The 15,708-nt window shown below is 72.2% G+C and carries 15 protein-coding genes; 11 read left to right on the forward strand and 4 right to left on the reverse strand.

Features of this window, described 5'->3' with window-relative positions:
- Nucleotides 1–2: 2 nt before the first annotated feature.
- The 7 genes from AC3IYI_RS29975 to AC3IYI_RS30005 all read left to right on the forward strand — a co-directional run bounded on the left by AC3IYI_RS29975 (nucleotide 3) and on the right by AC3IYI_RS30005 (nucleotide 6,587).
- Nucleotides 3–560 (forward strand): hypothetical protein, encoded by a 558-nt coding sequence (locus AC3IYI_RS29975; RefSeq protein WP_489406601.1) that lies wholly within the window; start codon nucleotides 3–5, stop codon nucleotides 558–560.
- Nucleotides 557–1,159: a DUF4291 domain-containing protein gene (locus AC3IYI_RS29980; RefSeq protein WP_489406602.1), complete on the forward strand. Its 603-nt coding sequence runs from the start codon at nucleotides 557–559 to the stop codon at nucleotides 1,157–1,159. The genes AC3IYI_RS29975 and AC3IYI_RS29980 overlap by 4 nt, the downstream gene beginning before the upstream one ends.
- A 154-nt stretch (nucleotides 1,160–1,313) precedes the next feature.
- The gene (locus AC3IYI_RS29985) at nucleotides 1,314–1,754 is read left to right on the forward strand and encodes a hypothetical protein (RefSeq protein WP_489406603.1); all 441 of its coding nucleotides are present in this window, start codon (nucleotides 1,314–1,316) and stop codon (nucleotides 1,752–1,754) included.
- Nucleotides 1,751–2,368 carry a hypothetical protein gene (locus tag AC3IYI_RS29990; RefSeq protein WP_489406604.1) on the forward strand — a complete coding sequence of 206 codons (618 nt, stop codon included), beginning with the start codon at nucleotides 1,751–1,753 and terminating at the stop codon, nucleotides 2,366–2,368. The genes AC3IYI_RS29985 and AC3IYI_RS29990 overlap by 4 nt, the downstream gene beginning before the upstream one ends.
- A gap of 147 nt (nucleotides 2,369–2,515) precedes the next feature.
- On the forward strand, nucleotides 2,516–2,800 hold the full coding sequence (locus tag AC3IYI_RS29995) for a hypothetical protein (RefSeq protein WP_489406605.1): 285 nt from the start codon (nucleotides 2,516–2,518) through the stop codon (nucleotides 2,798–2,800).
- Between the two features lie 324 nt (nucleotides 2,801–3,124).
- Nucleotides 3,125–4,402 (forward strand): sensor histidine kinase, encoded by a 1,278-nt coding sequence (locus tag AC3IYI_RS30000; protein WP_489406606.1) that lies wholly within the window; start codon nucleotides 3,125–3,127, stop codon nucleotides 4,400–4,402.
- Between the two features lie 217 nt (nucleotides 4,403–4,619).
- Nucleotides 4,620–6,587, forward strand: a complete 1,968-nt coding sequence (locus AC3IYI_RS30005) for a flavin monoamine oxidase family protein (RefSeq protein ID WP_489406607.1) — start codon at nucleotides 4,620–4,622, stop codon at nucleotides 6,585–6,587.
- A gap of 51 nt (nucleotides 6,588–6,638) precedes the next feature.
- Here the strand turns inward: AC3IYI_RS30005 and AC3IYI_RS30010 are convergent, their stop codons facing one another.
- Entirely contained in the window at nucleotides 6,639–8,615 is a 1,977-nt protein-coding gene (locus AC3IYI_RS30010; protein ID WP_489406608.1) for a CASTOR/POLLUX-related putative ion channel, read from the reverse strand.
- A 135-nt stretch (nucleotides 8,616–8,750) separates the two neighbouring features.
- Nucleotides 8,751–9,392, reverse strand: a complete 642-nt coding sequence (locus tag AC3IYI_RS30015) for a hypothetical protein (protein ID WP_489406609.1) — start codon at nucleotides 9,390–9,392, stop codon at nucleotides 8,751–8,753.
- A gap of 71 nt (nucleotides 9,393–9,463) precedes the next feature.
- Here AC3IYI_RS30015 and AC3IYI_RS30020 point away from each other — a divergent pair, with 71 nt between their 5' ends.
- Both AC3IYI_RS30020 and AC3IYI_RS30025 read left to right on the forward strand, forming a co-directional pair.
- Nucleotides 9,464–9,976 carry a hypothetical protein gene (locus AC3IYI_RS30020; protein ID WP_489406610.1) on the forward strand — a complete coding sequence of 171 codons (513 nt, stop codon included), beginning with the start codon at nucleotides 9,464–9,466 and terminating at the stop codon, nucleotides 9,974–9,976.
- Between the two features lie 9 nt (nucleotides 9,977–9,985).
- Nucleotides 9,986–10,387: an Imm50 family immunity protein gene (locus AC3IYI_RS30025; RefSeq protein WP_489406611.1), complete on the forward strand. Its 402-nt coding sequence runs from the start codon at nucleotides 9,986–9,988 to the stop codon at nucleotides 10,385–10,387.
- A 153-nt stretch (nucleotides 10,388–10,540) separates the two neighbouring features.
- On the opposite strand, the gene AC3IYI_RS30030 is transcribed toward AC3IYI_RS30025, so the two are convergent.
- Both AC3IYI_RS30030 and AC3IYI_RS30035 read right to left on the reverse strand, forming a co-directional pair.
- Complete coding sequence (locus AC3IYI_RS30030; RefSeq protein WP_489406612.1) at nucleotides 10,541–10,984, reverse strand: DUF7144 family membrane protein; 444 nt, start codon at nucleotides 10,982–10,984, stop codon at nucleotides 10,541–10,543.
- Between the two features lie 177 nt (nucleotides 10,985–11,161).
- Complete coding sequence (locus AC3IYI_RS30035) at nucleotides 11,162–12,541, reverse strand: MFS transporter (protein WP_489406613.1); 1,380 nt, start codon at nucleotides 12,539–12,541, stop codon at nucleotides 11,162–11,164.
- Nucleotides 12,542–12,674: 133 nt separating this feature from the next.
- Between AC3IYI_RS30035 and AC3IYI_RS30040 the strand changes: the two genes are divergently transcribed.
- Nucleotides 12,675–13,034: an ArsR/SmtB family transcription factor gene (locus AC3IYI_RS30040; protein ID WP_489406614.1), complete on the forward strand. Its 360-nt coding sequence runs from the start codon at nucleotides 12,675–12,677 to the stop codon at nucleotides 13,032–13,034.
- A gap of 145 nt (nucleotides 13,035–13,179) precedes the next feature.
- Nucleotides 13,180–15,690: an MFS transporter gene (locus tag AC3IYI_RS30045; RefSeq protein ID WP_489406615.1), complete on the forward strand. Its 2,511-nt coding sequence runs from the start codon at nucleotides 13,180–13,182 to the stop codon at nucleotides 15,688–15,690.
- Nucleotides 15,691–15,708: the final 18 nt, after the last annotated feature.

The raw sequence follows: 15,708 nt of genomic DNA on the forward strand, positions 1-15,708 counted from the left end.
AAATGCTGCACGAAATCGAAGACCTTGAAATCGAGAGGTCGCGGGTGGCCCGCCGGCCGGAGTCTGATTCGGCGCCCCCGGTCCTGGCCTTCTTCGAACTGACCGTGGACGGGGATCCGGCGCGGTACACGGACAGGCTGCGCGGGGTCCTGGACGCCGTACTGGAGATCGCCGTCTCCGAGTCCTTCGACGACGACGACCTGCCCGTGGACACGATTCCCGGATGGTTCTCCGGCGCCTGCCGCGGCGGCGGCTCCCCGGAGCCTTTCGCGGTCGAGGGGCGGGACCGGTACACCGAGCGAACCGGCAGCGCGCCCTGGGGCCTGCAAAACTGGCTCTCTCGCTTCGATCCCGAGCTGGAGATCCGAGGCTGGGCCTGGTGGGACATGACCTGCTCGCCCGCGGGGGACGGAGTGTTGCGGCTCTGGGTGGACACCTGGGGCGAGCCCTTCTTCGCATGGGAGGACCTGCGGTGGCTCGCCTACGCGGCGGGCGCGCGCTCGGTGGCGGACCCGGTGCTAGTGAAGCCCGAGGTATGGGCCGGCGAGGCTTCCGTATGACCGGCGACGCACTGACGAACGAGGTCCGTGCACGGTTCGACGATGAGACCATCACGGTTTATCAGGCATACCCGGCGCGGATCGCCGAACCAGCCTTGAAGTCGGGCACTTTCGTGGATCCCTTCAAGCGTGCTCGGATGACATGGATCAAACCGTCATTCCTGTGGATGATGTATCGCTGTGGGTGGGGTGCGAAGGTCGACCAGGAACGCGTTCTCGCCATCGACATCACGCGGGAGGGCTTCGAATGGGCCCTTTCTCATTCCTGCCTCAGTCATTTTGATCGGGCTCGGTTCGCGACCAAGGAAGAATGGCGGACCGCTGTCCAGTCCAGCCCGGTCCGTGTCCAGTGGGATCCTGAGCGGGACCTGGCCCTGAACCCTCTGCCGCACCGTGCGATCCAGGTAGGCCTGTCGGGCCCGGCCGTTGGCCTGTACGTGGACGAGTGGATCAGAGTCATCACGGACGTGACTCCGCTGGCGCACGAGGTCCACGCCGCGGTGAGGTCCGGGGACCTGAACGCAGCGGCCGATCTTCTGCCCGGGGAGCGGGTGTATCCACTTCCGGGGGAACTCGTGGAGCGGATTGCGCGACGCTGATCGCTGGGGAGGCGCCGGGGTCCATGGCGGATGGACGGCCGGCAGTCGCCGCGGCAAGCGGCGCGCATCGACCGGAACCAGACGGCGCCCCGGTGCGCGAACTCCGCAAGGAAGGCGGCGACCATCACCTGTTCTACGAGAACGGTGGCTGAGGATGACAGGCGAACAGAGCGGGAGCGCGCCGGCGCCGCAGCTGGCGAAGACCGGGCTGGAGGTCGTGTCGCAGGGCGTCGCCGAGGGGCTGCCCTCGTACGCGCGGGCCTTCCAGGCCGTCGTCAACGTCGAGGTGGTCCCGCGGGCCACCGTGGCGCGCTCGGCGCCGGGGGCGCTGGCGGAGGCCGACCGGCTGTGGCTGGAGCACGCGCGGACCGCTGCCGTCATCGATGCCGAGGGCTGCTTCCTGGTCCGGGGGGCCGATCGCGACTGGGTCCGGGTGCGCCGCACCTCGCACACCGCGCTCTCCGCCGCCCTCGTACCGGGGGCCGGCTCCATGGTCATCGCGATGTCTCCGGACGGCCGACGACTGTGCGCCCTGACTGAGGAGGACGACGACTATTGGATCGTCGTGCACCGCTTCGAGGACCGTCCCGTGTGACCCGTGCCGAGACGGCCCGGTACCGGCGGCAGCGCCTCCATACCGTGGAGCCCGCCGCCGACGAGACCGTGTTCACCTGGGACGGCACGACGCTGTGCGAACAGACCACCCGCACCCGACTGGAGACTGCCATGACCGGACCCGAGTTCATCGCAGCATTCCTGGCCGCCGGCAGTCTGCGTGGGTTGCGGCCCGGATCGGCCGTGGCGGAAGCCGATCTCGCGCTACCGGTGGACTTCATCGAGGAGGACGGCTCGGGCGGCACGCTCCGGCGGGACTACGGGCTGGTCGAGCTGTACTTCTCGGGCGAGCCCGACCGGGTTCTGAGGGGCGGCTCGCTGGAGTTGCACCGACTGCCCGGCGATCCGGCCCTCGGGGCCGAGTGGAGTTCGGCGACGGGTGTGGATTTCGCGCCGTACACGGCATGGTCGGAGGTGGAGGGTGCTCTTGCCGCCGCCGGTCTGGCCGAGGGGGCCTTGGAGTGCACGACACGGGGTGACTACGTGGAATACCGAAACCCGGACACCAAAGTGTCCGTACTGGTCGTCGACGGTGAGGATGAGCGGGACGACTGGCCGGGCCACGGGGACCTCTGGAGCGTCAGCCTCGGGTGAGGGGCCGCGGCGACGATGGAGGTTGGTCACGTAAGAGCACACTGCGCTCCAGGCCGCGACCGGCGCCGGAGGGGATGCAGCCCATGGAACTGACCGCGGAGATCGCGGCGGCGCGCGGAGAGTCGGAGTCCGGCCGGGCTCATGGGTATGGCGGCTGACGCCCACCGGCTCCTCATCATCTCGGTCGAGAGCGCAGAGGCCTCACGGGCCGTGTGCGTGGTGCGGAGCCTGTACGGATCCGCACGCATCGGGACGCTCTACCAGCTGCCTTCCCCGGCGGATGGAACCGTGGAGCTGATGGAGATCGAGTGGTACGGGCATCCCCGGGAGGTGCTGGACGAAATGCACCACGGGAAGGTCTGCCTCGTCGGGTCCGGTGCGGGTGCGCTGCGGGCCGATGAAGGTCTGGCGGTGCAGGAGTTCTCCCGGTGAACCACACCTGACTGCTGGTGACCAGCCGTGCGGTCCAGGGACGGGGAGCTGCGATCGTCGCGCCCTCCGCGCTGGCTCTGATCGCCGACCTGTTCCCCGAAGGGCCGGAGCGATAGACGGCGTTCGGGACGTGGGGCGGGCTGGGCGGACTGGCCCGGCGCCACCGGGGTGCGCTGCGCCGCCGCCGATGGCGAGGGTGCCGACGGCAGGACGGAGAAGTGACACGCGGGTCATCCGATCGGTATCCCCCGGGACCCGTCCCACTCGGTGACAATATGACTGTTTGTCCATTTCGGGGGTGGGACCCCCTGTCAGGAGGCGCACGTGCGGCCCGACCCCAGCGGCCCCTCCGGCCCGCCGAGTCCCGCCGCGGGGGCGGACGAAGCGGCCGTGTCCGGCAGTGATCCGGACGACCGGCGGCTGGCCCTGGTCATGCGCGTCACGTTCTTCGTGCTCATCGGCACGTCGATGGTCCGCTTCGTCCAGCGGCACACCGAGGAAGCCCGCGCGCCATGGGTGATCGGCCTCGCCGTCGTGCTGGCCGTCCTCTACCTGCTCGGCCCCGCCATGTCGGTCAAGGCGACGCACCCGCCTCAAGGCCGCGGGCCTTGGCCTCCGGCCCCCCGGCTCGCCTGGCTGGGCATGGTCGTCACCGTGTGGGCCGTCCTCGTCCTTCTCGCGCCCAGCTTCGCGTGGGTCGCGGTTCCACTTTTCTACTCCGTGCTGCGCACCCTGCCGCCGGTCGCCGCGTACGTCCTCGTCGCCTTCCTCACGCTCTTCGTGATCTTCGCGCAGCTGACGCTGGCCCCCCGCTTCAACCTCGACCTGGTGATCGGACCGGCCGCCGTCGCCGCGCTCACCACTGCCGTCTTCCTCCACATGCAGCGTCAAGCGGCCCGCCAGCACGCCCTCATCGACGACCTCGTCCGCACCCGCCGCGAGCTCGCCGCCACCGAGCGCCGCGAAGGCACCCTCGCCGAACGCCAGCGGCTGTCCATGGAGATCCACGACACGCTCGCCCAGGGCCTGTCCAGCCAGCAGATGCTGCTCCAGGCCGCTGACCGGACGTGGGACGCCGACCCCGCCAAGGCCCGCAGCCATGTCCGCGCCGCCGCGTCCATCGCCGAGCTCAACCTCGCGGAGGCCCGCCGTTTCGTGCACGACCTCGCACCCGTCGACCTCGCCCACGGCGGCGATCTCGACGCCGCACTGCACGCCCTCGCGGCACGTGAGTCCGGCGCCGGACTCACGGTGCGCGTCCACATCGATGCGGGCGGCCGGATCGCCCCGCTGCCCGAGCGCGTGCAGTCCGCACTGCTGCGCATCGCCCAGGGCGCGCTGGCCAACGTACGGGAACACTCCGGCGCCACCGCCGCGGCGCTCACCCTCACCCGGCTCGACGACCAAGTCGTCCTCGATGTCGCGGACAACGGAAGGGGATTCGATCCCAGTTCCCTCCCCGAAGCCCCGTCCGGACTGCGCGGACACGGCGTCCCGGCGATGCGGGCCCGGATGCGCCAGCTCGGCGGGACCTTGACCATCGAGTCGGCGCCCGGAGAGGGCGCCGTGCTGACCGCCGCCGTACCCGTCTCCGCGCCCTGACAACACCGCGCCCTGACAACACCGGGTGCGGACGAGCACCCGGCGCCGGGACCGTCCCCGCACGTCCTCGCGGTCAGCCAAGCCGGCCGGTCCAAGGCCGTCCGTACGAAACCCAGTTCGTCAGCACGGTGCGGCGCGCGACGCACGTCCGGGTGGTTCTTGCCCGCGCGGGCGCATTCCGGCCGCCCGGGCCCGGGCGGGCGGCAAGAGTTGGGCCATGATCATGGATCCCGATGCCAACTCCGAAACCCCCGAAGCTTCCGGAGCCTCCGGCGAGCCCGCGCCTGCGAGCCCGCGCCGCTCCTCCCGCCGCACCGTCATCGCCGGCGCGGCCGCCGTCGCGGCGGCCGGCGGGCTGACAGTGGCCGTCACCTCCGCCGAGACCTCGCAGGCCGTCCCCGGCGCCGCGGTCGCCGACTGGGGCACCTGCCTGACGATCGCCCGGGCCATCCTCGTACGGGACGACCAGGACCAGCCGCTCGTACCGCGCTACGCCGACATCCTGCTGAAGAGCGGCCTGCCCCGCTCGCGCCGCCCCGGCAAGAAGGTGCTGATCATCGGCGCCGGGCCGGCCGGCCTCACCGCCGCGCACCTCCTGCGCGAGGCCGGCCACCGGGTCACCGTCATCGAGGCCAACGCCAACCGGGTGGGCGGCCGGATCAAGACCTTCCGCACCGGCGGCCACGAGAACGCGGCCCAGCCCTTCGCCGACCCGAAGCAGTACGCCGAGGCCGGCGCGATGCGCATCCCCGACAGCCACCCGCTGGTCACCGGGCTGATGGACGGGCTCGGCCTCAAGCGCAGGCGCTTCCACCTGGTCGACGTCGACGCGGCCGGCCGCCCCGCGTACCGGACGTGGATCCACGTCAACGGCATCCGCGTCCGCCGCGCCGACTACGCGCGCGCCCCGCAGGCGCTCAATCGTTCCTTCGGAGTGCCGCAGGCGTACGAGTCCGTGCCCGCCTCGCAGATCGTCCGCGACGCCTTCGCCCCCGTGCGGGGGGAGATCGAGGGCAAGAAGGACAAGGACCTCGTCGAGGGCTGGGCACGCGTCATCCAGCGCTACGGCCACATGTCGATGTACCGCTTCCTGACGGAGGAGGCCAAGCTCGACGAGCGGACCATCGACCTGATCGGAACCGTCGAGAACCTCACCTCCCGCCTGCACCTCGCCTTCGTGCACAGCTTCATCGGCGCCTCGCTGATCAGCCCCGACACCGCCTTCTACGAACTGCCCGACGGCAGCGCCACCCTGGCCGACGCGATGTACGCGCGCGTCAAGGACCTCGTACGCCTCGACCGCCGGGCGACCCGCATCATCCACGGCGAGGGCAAGGTCACGGTCGAGACCGTCTCCGAGGGCCGCGGCGGCAGCCCGGTGAAGCGCGAGACCTTCACCGCCGACACCGCCATCATCACCGTCCCCTTCTCCGGGCTGCGCCACATCCCCGTCACCCCGGCGCTCTCGTACGGCAAGCGGCGCGCGGTCACCGAGCTGCACTACGACGCCGCCACCAAGGTGCTGCTCGAATTCAGCCGCCGATGGTGGGAGTTCGACGAGGCCGACTGGAAGCGCGAGCTGGAGGCCGTACAGCCCGGCCTGTACCGCAAGTACCAGACCGGGCAGAGCCCGGCGAACGGAACCCTGCTGGGCGCCCACTCCTCCGTACCCGAGGGCCACATCTCCGCGGGCCAGCGCTCCCACTACGCCGCCAGCCGCGTGGTCACCCGCGATCAGCCCGAGGCCGCCCACGTCGTCGGCGGCGGCTCGGTGACCGACAACCCCAACCGCTTCATGTTCCAGCCCTCCTACCCCGTCGAGGGCAGCGCCGGCGGTGTCATCCTCGCCTCCTACAGCTGGTCGGACGACGCCCTGAAATGGGACTCCCTGGACGACGAGGAGCGCTACCCGCGCGCCCTCGCCGGAGTGCAGGAGGTGTTCGGGCAGCGCGTCGAGGTGTTCTACACCGGCGTCGGCCGCACCCAGTCCTGGATGCGCGACCCGTACGCGTACGGTGAGGCGTCCGTACTGCTCCCCGGCCAGCACACCGAGCTCTTCCCCCATGTCCGCAAGGCCGAGGGCAACCTGCACTTCGCCGGATGCCACACCTCCATCAAGCCCGCGTGGATCGAGGGCGCCCTGGAATCCGCGGTGCGGACCGCCCTGGAAGTGCACACGGCGTAGCGGCGGCCCCGAAGGCGGCTCCGACGGCGGCCCCGTCGTCGGAGCCGGCTGTCAGCTCTCGGCGAGCACGATCAGCCAGTCCTCCTCGCCGAAGCGGACGCGCCGGCGCTTGTCGGGGTTGATCCGCACCCCGTAGTCGGGGCCCGTGGTGCTTCGCGCCCGCAGCCGGTAGCCCACCGCGCACTCCCCGCGGCGCCGCGCCGCCTCGACGGCGGTGGCGAAGGAGACCTCATGACCGGCCCGTACGTAGTCCGTGGCCGGCTTGAGGTGGAATTCGTGGCCCTCCGCGTCGAACAGCTCCTCGAAGACCGCGGCGAGGTACGGGCTTTCGGAGATCTGGGTCATCAGTAGACTGATCAGCCTGCCACTCACGATGAAGTCGGCGCCGTCCTGCGCCGGAGCGAGGAGCCGGTTGCCGTCGTCGGACATCTCGGTGGTGAGCGCGATGTTCCGCCGCGCGGTGTCCCCGATGGCCCGCAGGTGCAGCAGGGTGACCAGAGTCCTGTCGTCCGCCCGCGCCTGCGGATCCGTCACCGGAGCCAGGGAGGCCAGTGGCGCGTCCGGGGCCTCGGGCTCCGTCTCACCGATCACGATCACGCCGTCGTACGAGGGCACGTCCAGCTTGGCCAGGGTGAGCGGGTCGGTGATGTCGCCGTCGTGGAAGGAGACTTCGAGGCGGGACCGCGCGGCCGTGACGCCTCGGGCGCCGTCCGTCGCCGCGTGCACGCCGAGCGCCACGACGTCCAGGGTGGTTCCCGGGCCCACGTACTGGTCGAGCTGCTCGATGACGAGCGGTGCGCGGCGGTTCCAGCCGAGCAGGAGGAGGCGCTCGGCCCGGGCGGTCATCGGTGCGGCCGTCACGATCGCGTCGTCCTCGACATGGGCGGCCACGTCCGCCCGCACGGCCGTGTCGTCGTCCCGCGAGATGACGATGATCCGGTCGGACGGGCCGATCGTCGCCCCCGGGTCCGGATTGAGGGTGACCCTCCCGCCGCCGTGCAGCAGGCCGACCGCCGAGGACGTGTCGAACGACAGCAGCGCCTCGCCGAACGTACGCCCCACGAGGTCCCCGGGGGCCACCGGGTAGAACTCGTCGCCGTCGAAGTCCAGCAACTCCGAATAGACCAGCGAGAGACCGGGCTGCCGGGCCGTCGAGACGAGGAGCCGGGCGACGATGTCGTCCACGCACAGGACGTGGCCCGCGGGCCCGGCGGCCAGCCTGGCGGTCAGGTGGTTGCGGGAGTCACGAACGGCGGCGACCACCACCACAGCCTCTCCCTGCGCCTCCCACACCGCCTCTCCCTGCGCCCCCGCCTCCCCGGAGCCGTGGACGGCCGCGTCGAGGGCGAGCAGTGTCTTCACCACGTGGGCGTCACCGGTGTCCCCGGTGGGAGGCAGCACCAGCACCGCCTTCGCCGTGCGCGGACTCACCCGGCACAGCTCGGCCGGGTCGGTGGTGCTCCCGTTGCGACAGATGATCCGCGTCCTGCCGGTGTCGCCGACGCGGGCAGAGATCTCCTCCTCCATCCACACCTTGTCCTGCGGGGCGAGCACGGCGATGGCGGAGCGGCGCTGGTTCGCGTTGGCGGCCACGAGTTCCCCGATCACGGGGAACACTTGGTCCGACCACCCCAGTACGACGGTGTGCCCGGTCTCCACCACGGTGGAGTGACCCCGGCGCAGCGACATGATGCGCCGGTTGATGCCCGTGGTGATCAGACTGACCAGGGTCGACACGAAGAGCAGCGCCACGAGCGCGAGCGACACGGAGGCCAGCACGTACAGCGGGGAGCCGACCGCACCGCCGATCTTCAGGGTCTGGCCGACGCTGACCCACACGGCGGTGAGCCGGCCGGAGAGCGTGGCAGGGGCGGCCCGGTCGGACCAGACCAGGACCGCGCTGGCCGGAACGACGACGGCGAGGCAGGCCAGGGCGAGCCAGCCGATGAGCGTGGTCGTTCCGCCCGAGAGCAGATGGTCGAAGCGGTACCGGAGACGGAGCCGGAGTGACGTCGTGTGCTGCGCCACACAAGCTCCTGTCCATGGGTCGACGCACCGATCGGAGCGGCTGCACACCGCGCCAGGAGCCACCGTAGGCAGAGGTTCGCTCCCGTCCCCCTGATCCACGCCGACCTCACTCAGAGGTGTGAACGCACCGCAGTTCTAGGGCCTGTCGAGGGATCCGCCGAGCGGTGTGAACGTGAACGACTCCGGGAGGAGATCGCCGCCGATCCGAGTGGCGAGCACAGCCGGTTGCGGGAGTCCGGAGTCGTAGTCGTTCCACAGGTGCAGGACGAGCAGGGGGTCCCGCGGTGCCGCGGTGGCATAGACGAGCGCCTTGCCGACCCGGGGGTTCGGGCCGCCGATGACGACGGACGGCTCGCCGAACCGGGCGGTGACGTCCGGCCAGTCCCGGTCAACGGCGCACCAGCCGGGCAGCCCGTCGCGCATCGCCTCGTACTCGGAGCTCGACAAGAGGCGGTCGGAGGTGAGCCAGCCCCGGCGGTGGGCGAACTCGGCGTAGACGGACGCGGCGTGGGTGTCGCGGGCCGGGTCCCGGGGCAGCAGCTTCCGGAAGACGCCCTTGACTCCGTCCGGGTACCACGCGCCGGCCTCGGTGAGGCGGGACTGTTCCTCCTGCCAGGCTCCGGCACTCCGCTCGGCCACGAGCAGGTGGTCCATCAGGAACCAGACGGCGGTGTTGAGGTCGCCGTAGGCCGCCGGGCGGCGCAGGACGCTGTTGAGCTGATCGATGAGGTGGGCGCGTATACCGGCGGAGGAGGCAAGGCGCGGAGTACTCGGCATGGTGACGAGTGTGTACGGTCGTCCGGGCCCGGTGCACCGTGGGCTTGCACCCGAGGAGGGGGACCACTGCCATGACCTGGAGCGATTTCGTCGTGAACGCGGAGACGATCGCCGCGCACTTCGGGGAGCCGCCCCCACTGACGGCCGTCCGGCTCCGCTCCGTCCACCTGGACGGATGGGCTTCGGCCGTGACGCTCCGGCTCGACCTGCCCGCCTTCCCGGACCGGTGGGAAGCGGGGGAAGCGGGGGAAGCGGAAGAGGCGGGGTCCGGCGACACCTTGCAGTGCCAGCTCCAGTTCTCGCACGTCGAGGACTTCGTGATGGACGGCTGGCGGCCGCCGGTCACGGGGGACGTGGAACTGGCCGCGCTGCCGGAGCACCGGATCGCGGTACGGGTGGTATCGGACGGGGCCCGGGTGGCGTTCACGGCGAACGCCTCCGTGATCGCAGGGCGGATCGGAGTCTTCACCCTGGGCGCGGACGGCGGCGACGGCGGGCCGCGCCACTTCACGCGCCCGATCGAGCGCAGGCTCTACCCGGCACTGCCGCCCACCCATGACAACACCTTCTACGAGCGGGTCTGAGAGTCCGGAATGAGCCTGAGCCTTCCCCCGTGGCCACACCTCGCACTGCTGTACGACACGCCGCCGGATCTTTCCTCCTGCCCGCTGTACTACGTGCACGTGGACGAGCGGGACACCTCGGTCACCCTCGGCTTCGAGACCTCGCGGCTGCCCGACCACCCGGAGCCGGGGTGGGAGGCGGGCGCCTACAACACCCTGCGCTTCTTCGTCGTGTTCGAGGGTGTGGACGAGCTGCGGATGACGGGCATCGCCGCCGAGCCGCCGGGGCGGCACGACCGCACGGTGCGCGTCACCGAGACGGCGACCGGTCGCGAGCGGGTGTCGGTGACCAGCGGGACCCGCTCGGTCTCCTTCACCGCCGAGACCTCCCGGATCTCCCGCACCCGCGTCTACTTGCAGGGATCGCCGTGACCCGGGGTCCCGCCCGGTACGGGGGCGGCCCCGACCGCGTCACGCTCCGCGGGGCAGCCCGGCAGAGCCCTGCGCGGCACCGGGCCTCCTTCCCGTCCAGCACGCCGGTTCGCCGGCGGGCACGCGGATCGAGAAGGACGCCCGGTGCGTCGTTCAGGCGGCGGTGGAGCTGTTCTTGGCCGTGTCCGTGCACAGGGCCCAGATGATGAAGACGCCGATGGCGATCGAGATGAGGCCCCAGAGCGGCGTGTAGGGCAGCCACAGGAAGTTGAGGATGATGTCCAGCGCGACGATCACCACGCCGGTGACCTTGGCCCAGGGCGCGCCCTTGAGGATGCCGGCACCCACGACGACGAGCACGATGCCCAGGACGAGGAGGATCCAGCCCCACGCCGTGACGTCGAACTTGAAGGTGTAGTTGCCCACCCTCGCGTAGACGTCGTCTTCCGCGATGCCGACGATTCCCTTCAGGATGCCGAGGACGCCTTCCACGAGCATCAGCACACCGGCGAACACGGTGCCGCTCGCCGCCCACGGGTTCTCGTCGGCGGTGTACCTGCTGTTGGGGGCCCTGCTGGGGGGCGTTGCCTGTGCCACGAGAGGCTCCTTCGTCGGGCGGGACGCCGAGGGTCCTGCGTTGCGCCCAGCGTCCGTGGCGGAGGCATGCGGGGACACTCGAGCGCCGCCATTCGGGTGAATTCGGCGGGTGACGCCTCTCCGTCGTGAGGCTTCGAAGACGGCCGAGGAGGGCGTCCCGGCGTGGTCAGGCCCGGGTCAGCCGTGGGCGGTGTGCAGGTCGTCGGTGAAGTGGTGGTGGCTGTGCCGCCACCCCGGGCCGGCCCGCCGTGCCCCGTGGAGGTGCGGATGCCCGGGGGCCAGCCCGGTGTGCTCGTGCTCGTGTACGTGGCCCCGGCCCGCCTCCACCGCCGCGGCGCCGGGCTGCCCGGCCCCGGCCGGCCACAGGCGGGCGGCGAGGGCCGCGGCGGCGAGCGCGAGCGTGCCGAGGGCCGCGGTGGCCCACCCGAGCCCGGCCTTCGCGCCGACCCAGCCCGCCAGCGGATAGGTCAGCAGCCAGGCGGCGTGCGACAGGGAGAACTGGGCGGCGAACACCGCGGTGCGGTCCCCTTCCGGCGCGGCCCGCCGGAGCACGCGGCCCGCGGGCGTGAGCACCATGGAGCAGGCCGCCCCGAACCCCGCCCACGTGCCCAGCAGCGCGGGCCAGCGCCAACCGCCGCTGTGCGCCGAGGTGATGAAACCGAGGGCGCAGAACGCCGCGGGGAGCAGCAGGGCGCCGGCCAGCATCACCCGCCGGTCCGGGCGGTTCTCCAGGATCCGCGGCAGCGCCAGGGCCACGGCCATGGACCCGGCTCCGTACGCGCCCAGGGCGAGGGCGACCGACTCGGCGGACAGCCCCAGGAAGTCCCGTACGTACACGACGGAGTTGACCGTGACCACGGCTCCGGCGGCCGCGACCGCGAGGTTCATCGCCAGCAGGGACCGCAGCTGCGGGGTGTCGAGGAACAGGCGCGTCCCGGCGGTCGCCTTGGCGTACGCGCCCGGCCCGGACGCGGCGGAGGTCCGCGCCCGCCGGGGCAGGACGGCGGACACCACGAGCGCGGACGAGGCGAGGAAGCCGGCCGCCGTGCCGAGGAACAGCCGGTCGTAGCCGGCCACCGACAGCAGTGCGGCCGCGAGCGCGGGGCTGAAGAGACTCTCCAGGTCGTAGGCGAGCCGGGACAGGGACAGGGCCCGCGTGTAGGCGCGCTCCTCGGGCAGGACGTCGGGGATCAGCGCCTGGAAGGCCGGGGTGAAGGCGGCCGAGGCCGTTTGCAGCAGGAAGATCAGGACGTAGACCTGCCACACCTGGCTCACGAACGGCAGGCAGAGCGCGACCCCCGCCCGGACCAGGTCGGAGCCGGCCAGGAGGGCCCGCCGCGGCAGCCGGTCGGCCAAAGCGGCGATCGCCGGGGCGATGACGACGTACGCCACCATCTTGATCGCGAGCGCCGTCCCGAGCACCGAACCCGCGTCGGCGCCCGCGAGGTCGTACGCGAGCAGGCCGAGGGCCACGGTGGCCAGGCCGGTGCCGGTCAGGGCGATGACCTGGGCGCCGAACAGGCGGCGGTAGGTGCGGTCGCGCAGCACGCTCGGCATGCGGGCCCCCTCCGGGCTGAGTGGTGGGACGAGGCCTCCAATGTATCCACACATGCGCACCTGCGCACATGTCTGCTGGATTGTGGCTCCACCCTCCGTCCGGGCTTCCGCGGAGCGGCCTACCCTGTGGGGTATGCCTGCTCGCGAACCCCAGCCACCTGCACCCCATGCGCACCTACGGGATCCCGACAAGGCGCGTCTCGCCGAGGCGACGGAGGTCTTCGCGATGCTCTCGGACGTCACCCGGCTGCACCTCCTGTGGCTGCTCGCCCAGGGGGAGTCGGACGTCGGCTCGCTCGCCGAGCGCTGCGCGGCGTCGAGGACCGCGGTGAGCCAGCACCTGGCGAAGCTGCGGCTCGCGGGCCTCGTCGACACCCGCCGCGAGGGCCGCCGCATCCACTACAGCCTGCGCGACGGGCATCTGCGCCGACTCGTCCTGGAAGCCCTCAGCCACGCCGACCACCGGGTCAGCGGAAGGCCCCCGCACAACTGACCCCCCGCACAACTGACCCCCGGACAACTGGCCCCCGGACAACTGGCCCCCGTTGCGGGCCTCGACCGAGGCGATCTGCCAGTTGCCCCCCCCCGATTCCGCCAATGCGCCTGCGCGCATTGGATAGCTGCACTATCCTCAGCGCGTGGATCAGCTGATCGTCGAAGACCCGACCCGTATCGGCCCGTACCGTCTGATCGCCCGGCTGGGCGCCGGCGGCATGGGCCTGGTCTATCTGGGCCGCTCCGAGGGCGGGCGCACCGTCGCCGTGAAGGTGGTGCAGGCCGAGTACGCCGGGAACCCGGAGTTCCGCAGGCGCTTCGCCCGGGAGGTGGCCGCCGCGCGGCGGGTGGGCGGGAGTTGGACCGCGGCCGTGCTCGACGCGGACCCCGAGGCCGCCGTGCCGTGGGTGGCGACCCAGTACATCCCGGGGCCCGATCTGCACGCCGTGGTCGCCAAGGACTTCGGGCCGCTGCCCGGGCACTCCGTACGCACCCTCGCCAACCGGCTCGCCCTCGCCCTGCAGGCCGTGCACGAGGCGGGCCTGATCCACCGCGACCTCAAGCCCTCCAACGTCCTGGTCACCGTCGACGGCCCGCGCGTCATCGACTTCGGCATCGCCCGGGCGATGGACAGCCTCGCCGGGGACAGCCTGCTCACCCACACCGGCATGCTGATCGGCTCGGCCGGGTTCATGTCGCCGGAGCAGGTCCGCGGCCTCGAACTCACGCCCGCCAGCGATGTCTTCTGCCTCGGGGCCGTCCTCGTCTACGCCGCCACCGGACGGCTCCTCTTCGGCGCCGCGGACACCGGCCTGAACGCTCACCTCTTCCGGGTCGCCGAGGAGGAGGCGGACCTGACCGGCGTACCGGAGGATCTCGTCGAGCTCGTACGCGCCTGCCTGCACAAGGACGCGGCGCAGCGGCCGACCCCGGCGCAGGTCGCCGAGCGTACGGCCGCCGACCAGGCCGGGGAATGGCTCCCGGGTGCGGTCCTGGCCCAACTGGGCCGCCATGCCGCCAAATTGCTGGACTACGCCCCTGCGACGCCTGCCGCGCCCGAGCCCGCCCCGCAGCCGGACCCCCGCGTGCCCGCCGCCCGCTCACACCCCGTGCCGCCCCCGTACGCTCCGACGACCCCGGCCGCCTCCACCCCCGCGGGAGGATTCGGCCCGCCCCCGGGCCCGGCCCCCGGCGCCTGGTCCGAGACCCCGTCCACGGCTCCGGGAGAGGACCCCGCTGCCGCCCCGCGTCGCGCCGGACGCCGGCGCGGCCTGGTGGTGGCCTCCCTGACGCAGCTGACGGTGGTGCTCGCGGCGACGGCCTTCACCAGCGCGCTGCCGTACGTCCAGGAGGACCTCGGCATCGAATCCGCCGGCCTGAGCCGGATGTTCACCGCCTACGTGGTCGCCTTCGGCGCGCTGTTGCTCCTCGGCGGGCACCTCGCGGACCTGATGGGGCGCCGGCGGGCGCTGCTCGTCGGCCTGCTCGGGTTCGCGGCGGCCTGCGCGCTCGGAGGCGCGGCCGGCGATTCCGGCACGCTCTTCTGGGCCCGTGTCCTGCAGGGTGCCTTCGCCGCCCTGCTGACAACGGCCGGGCTCTCGCTGGTCGCCACCGGCTCGACCGGCACCGGGCAACGGGGCCGGGCGTTCGGGGTCTACGCCGCGTTCACCTGCGGCGGTTCGGCGGTCGGGCTGCTCATGGGCGCACCGCTCCTCGACCTCCTGAGCTGGCGCTGGTCCCTGTACGCCCCCGCCGCGATCGCCGTGCTCCTGCTGATGGGCACGCTCACCCTGCCGCGGGACGACCCCGGTGCCTCCGGCGCCCGCCCGGACGTGCCCGGCGTGCTGCTCGGCTCCGGCGGGCTCGCGGCCCTCACCTGCGGTCTCGCCGCCATCGAGTCCGACGGGACGCTCGACACCTGGGCGCTGATCCTGCTCGTCGTCGGCGTCGGCCTGCTCACTGGCTTCCTGCGGCGGCAGACCCGCACCTCTGGCTCTCTCCTCGCACCGTACGTCTTCAAGGACCGCAACCGGGTCGGCGCCCTCCTCGCCCTGCTCCTGGCGGGCGTCGGCTCCCTGGCCCTGCTCTCCTCGCAGGCCTTCTACCTCCAGCAGATCCACGGCTACCAGTCGGGCGAGATCTGGAGGTACCTCCTGCCGCTGCTCGTCGGGACGGTGATCGGATCGACCCAGGTGTCCGCCCGTCTGCTGCACCGCGTCGCGCCCCAGGTCCTGATCGCGGCGGGGCTGGTGCTCGCGGCCGCCGGGGTGCTCGTCCTGGCCACCGGCGAGGACGGGTACCTGTCCACGGGCCTGTCGCTGCCCAGCATGTTCCTCGCCGGCTTCGGCCTCGGCGCGGCCCTCGTGCCGCTCCTCGCCACGGTGACCGCCGGCGTGGCACCCCGGCACGCCGGGGCGGCTTCGGCCGCGATCGCCACGGCCCAGCAGCTGGGCGACGCGATCGGCGGCGTGCTGCTCGCCGTCCTCGTGATCTTCTCCACCGGGTCCGCGACACCGGACGCGCAGTTCCCGATGATGGTGCACGGCTACGGCATCTTCCTCTGGTGCGGGTTCGGCGCCTTGCTGCTGGCGGCCCTCGCCGGCGGCCTGCTGGTCACCGCCAGGGAGCCCAGGGGCGCCGGGCTTCCCCGGTAGCCGGTGGCCGGTGGCCGG

This window comes from Streptomyces sp. GL_148, assembly GCF_057834205.1.

Excerpts from the sequence above, each read along its gene's own strand:
- AC3IYI_RS30020 (WP_489406610.1), top strand. The coding sequence starts at position 9,464 with ATGACCTGGAGCGATTTCGTCGTGAACGCGGAGACGATCGCCGCGCAC.
- AC3IYI_RS29980 (WP_489406602.1), top strand. The coding sequence starts at position 557 with ATGACCGGCGACGCACTGACGAACGAGGTCCGTGCACGGTTCGACGAT.
- AC3IYI_RS29995 (WP_489406605.1), top strand. The coding sequence starts at position 2,516 with ATGGCGGCTGACGCCCACCGGCTCCTCATCATCTCGGTCGAGAGCGCA.
- AC3IYI_RS30015 (WP_489406609.1), bottom strand. The coding sequence starts at position 9,392 with ATGCCGAGTACTCCGCGCCTTGCCTCCTCCGCCGGTATACGCGCCCAC.
- AC3IYI_RS30005 (WP_489406607.1), top strand. The coding sequence starts at position 4,620 with ATGATCATGGATCCCGATGCCAACTCCGAAACCCCCGAAGCTTCCGGA.
- AC3IYI_RS30025 (WP_489406611.1), top strand. The coding sequence starts at position 9,986 with ATGAGCCTGAGCCTTCCCCCGTGGCCACACCTCGCACTGCTGTACGAC.
- AC3IYI_RS29985 (WP_489406603.1), top strand. The coding sequence starts at position 1,314 with ATGACAGGCGAACAGAGCGGGAGCGCGCCGGCGCCGCAGCTGGCGAAG.
- AC3IYI_RS30040 (WP_489406614.1), top strand. The coding sequence starts at position 12,675 with ATGCCTGCTCGCGAACCCCAGCCACCTGCACCCCATGCGCACCTACGG.
- AC3IYI_RS29975 (WP_489406601.1), top strand. The coding sequence starts at position 3 with ATGCTGCACGAAATCGAAGACCTTGAAATCGAGAGGTCGCGGGTGGCC.
- AC3IYI_RS30035 (WP_489406613.1), bottom strand. The coding sequence starts at position 12,541 with ATGCCGAGCGTGCTGCGCGACCGCACCTACCGCCGCCTGTTCGGCGCC.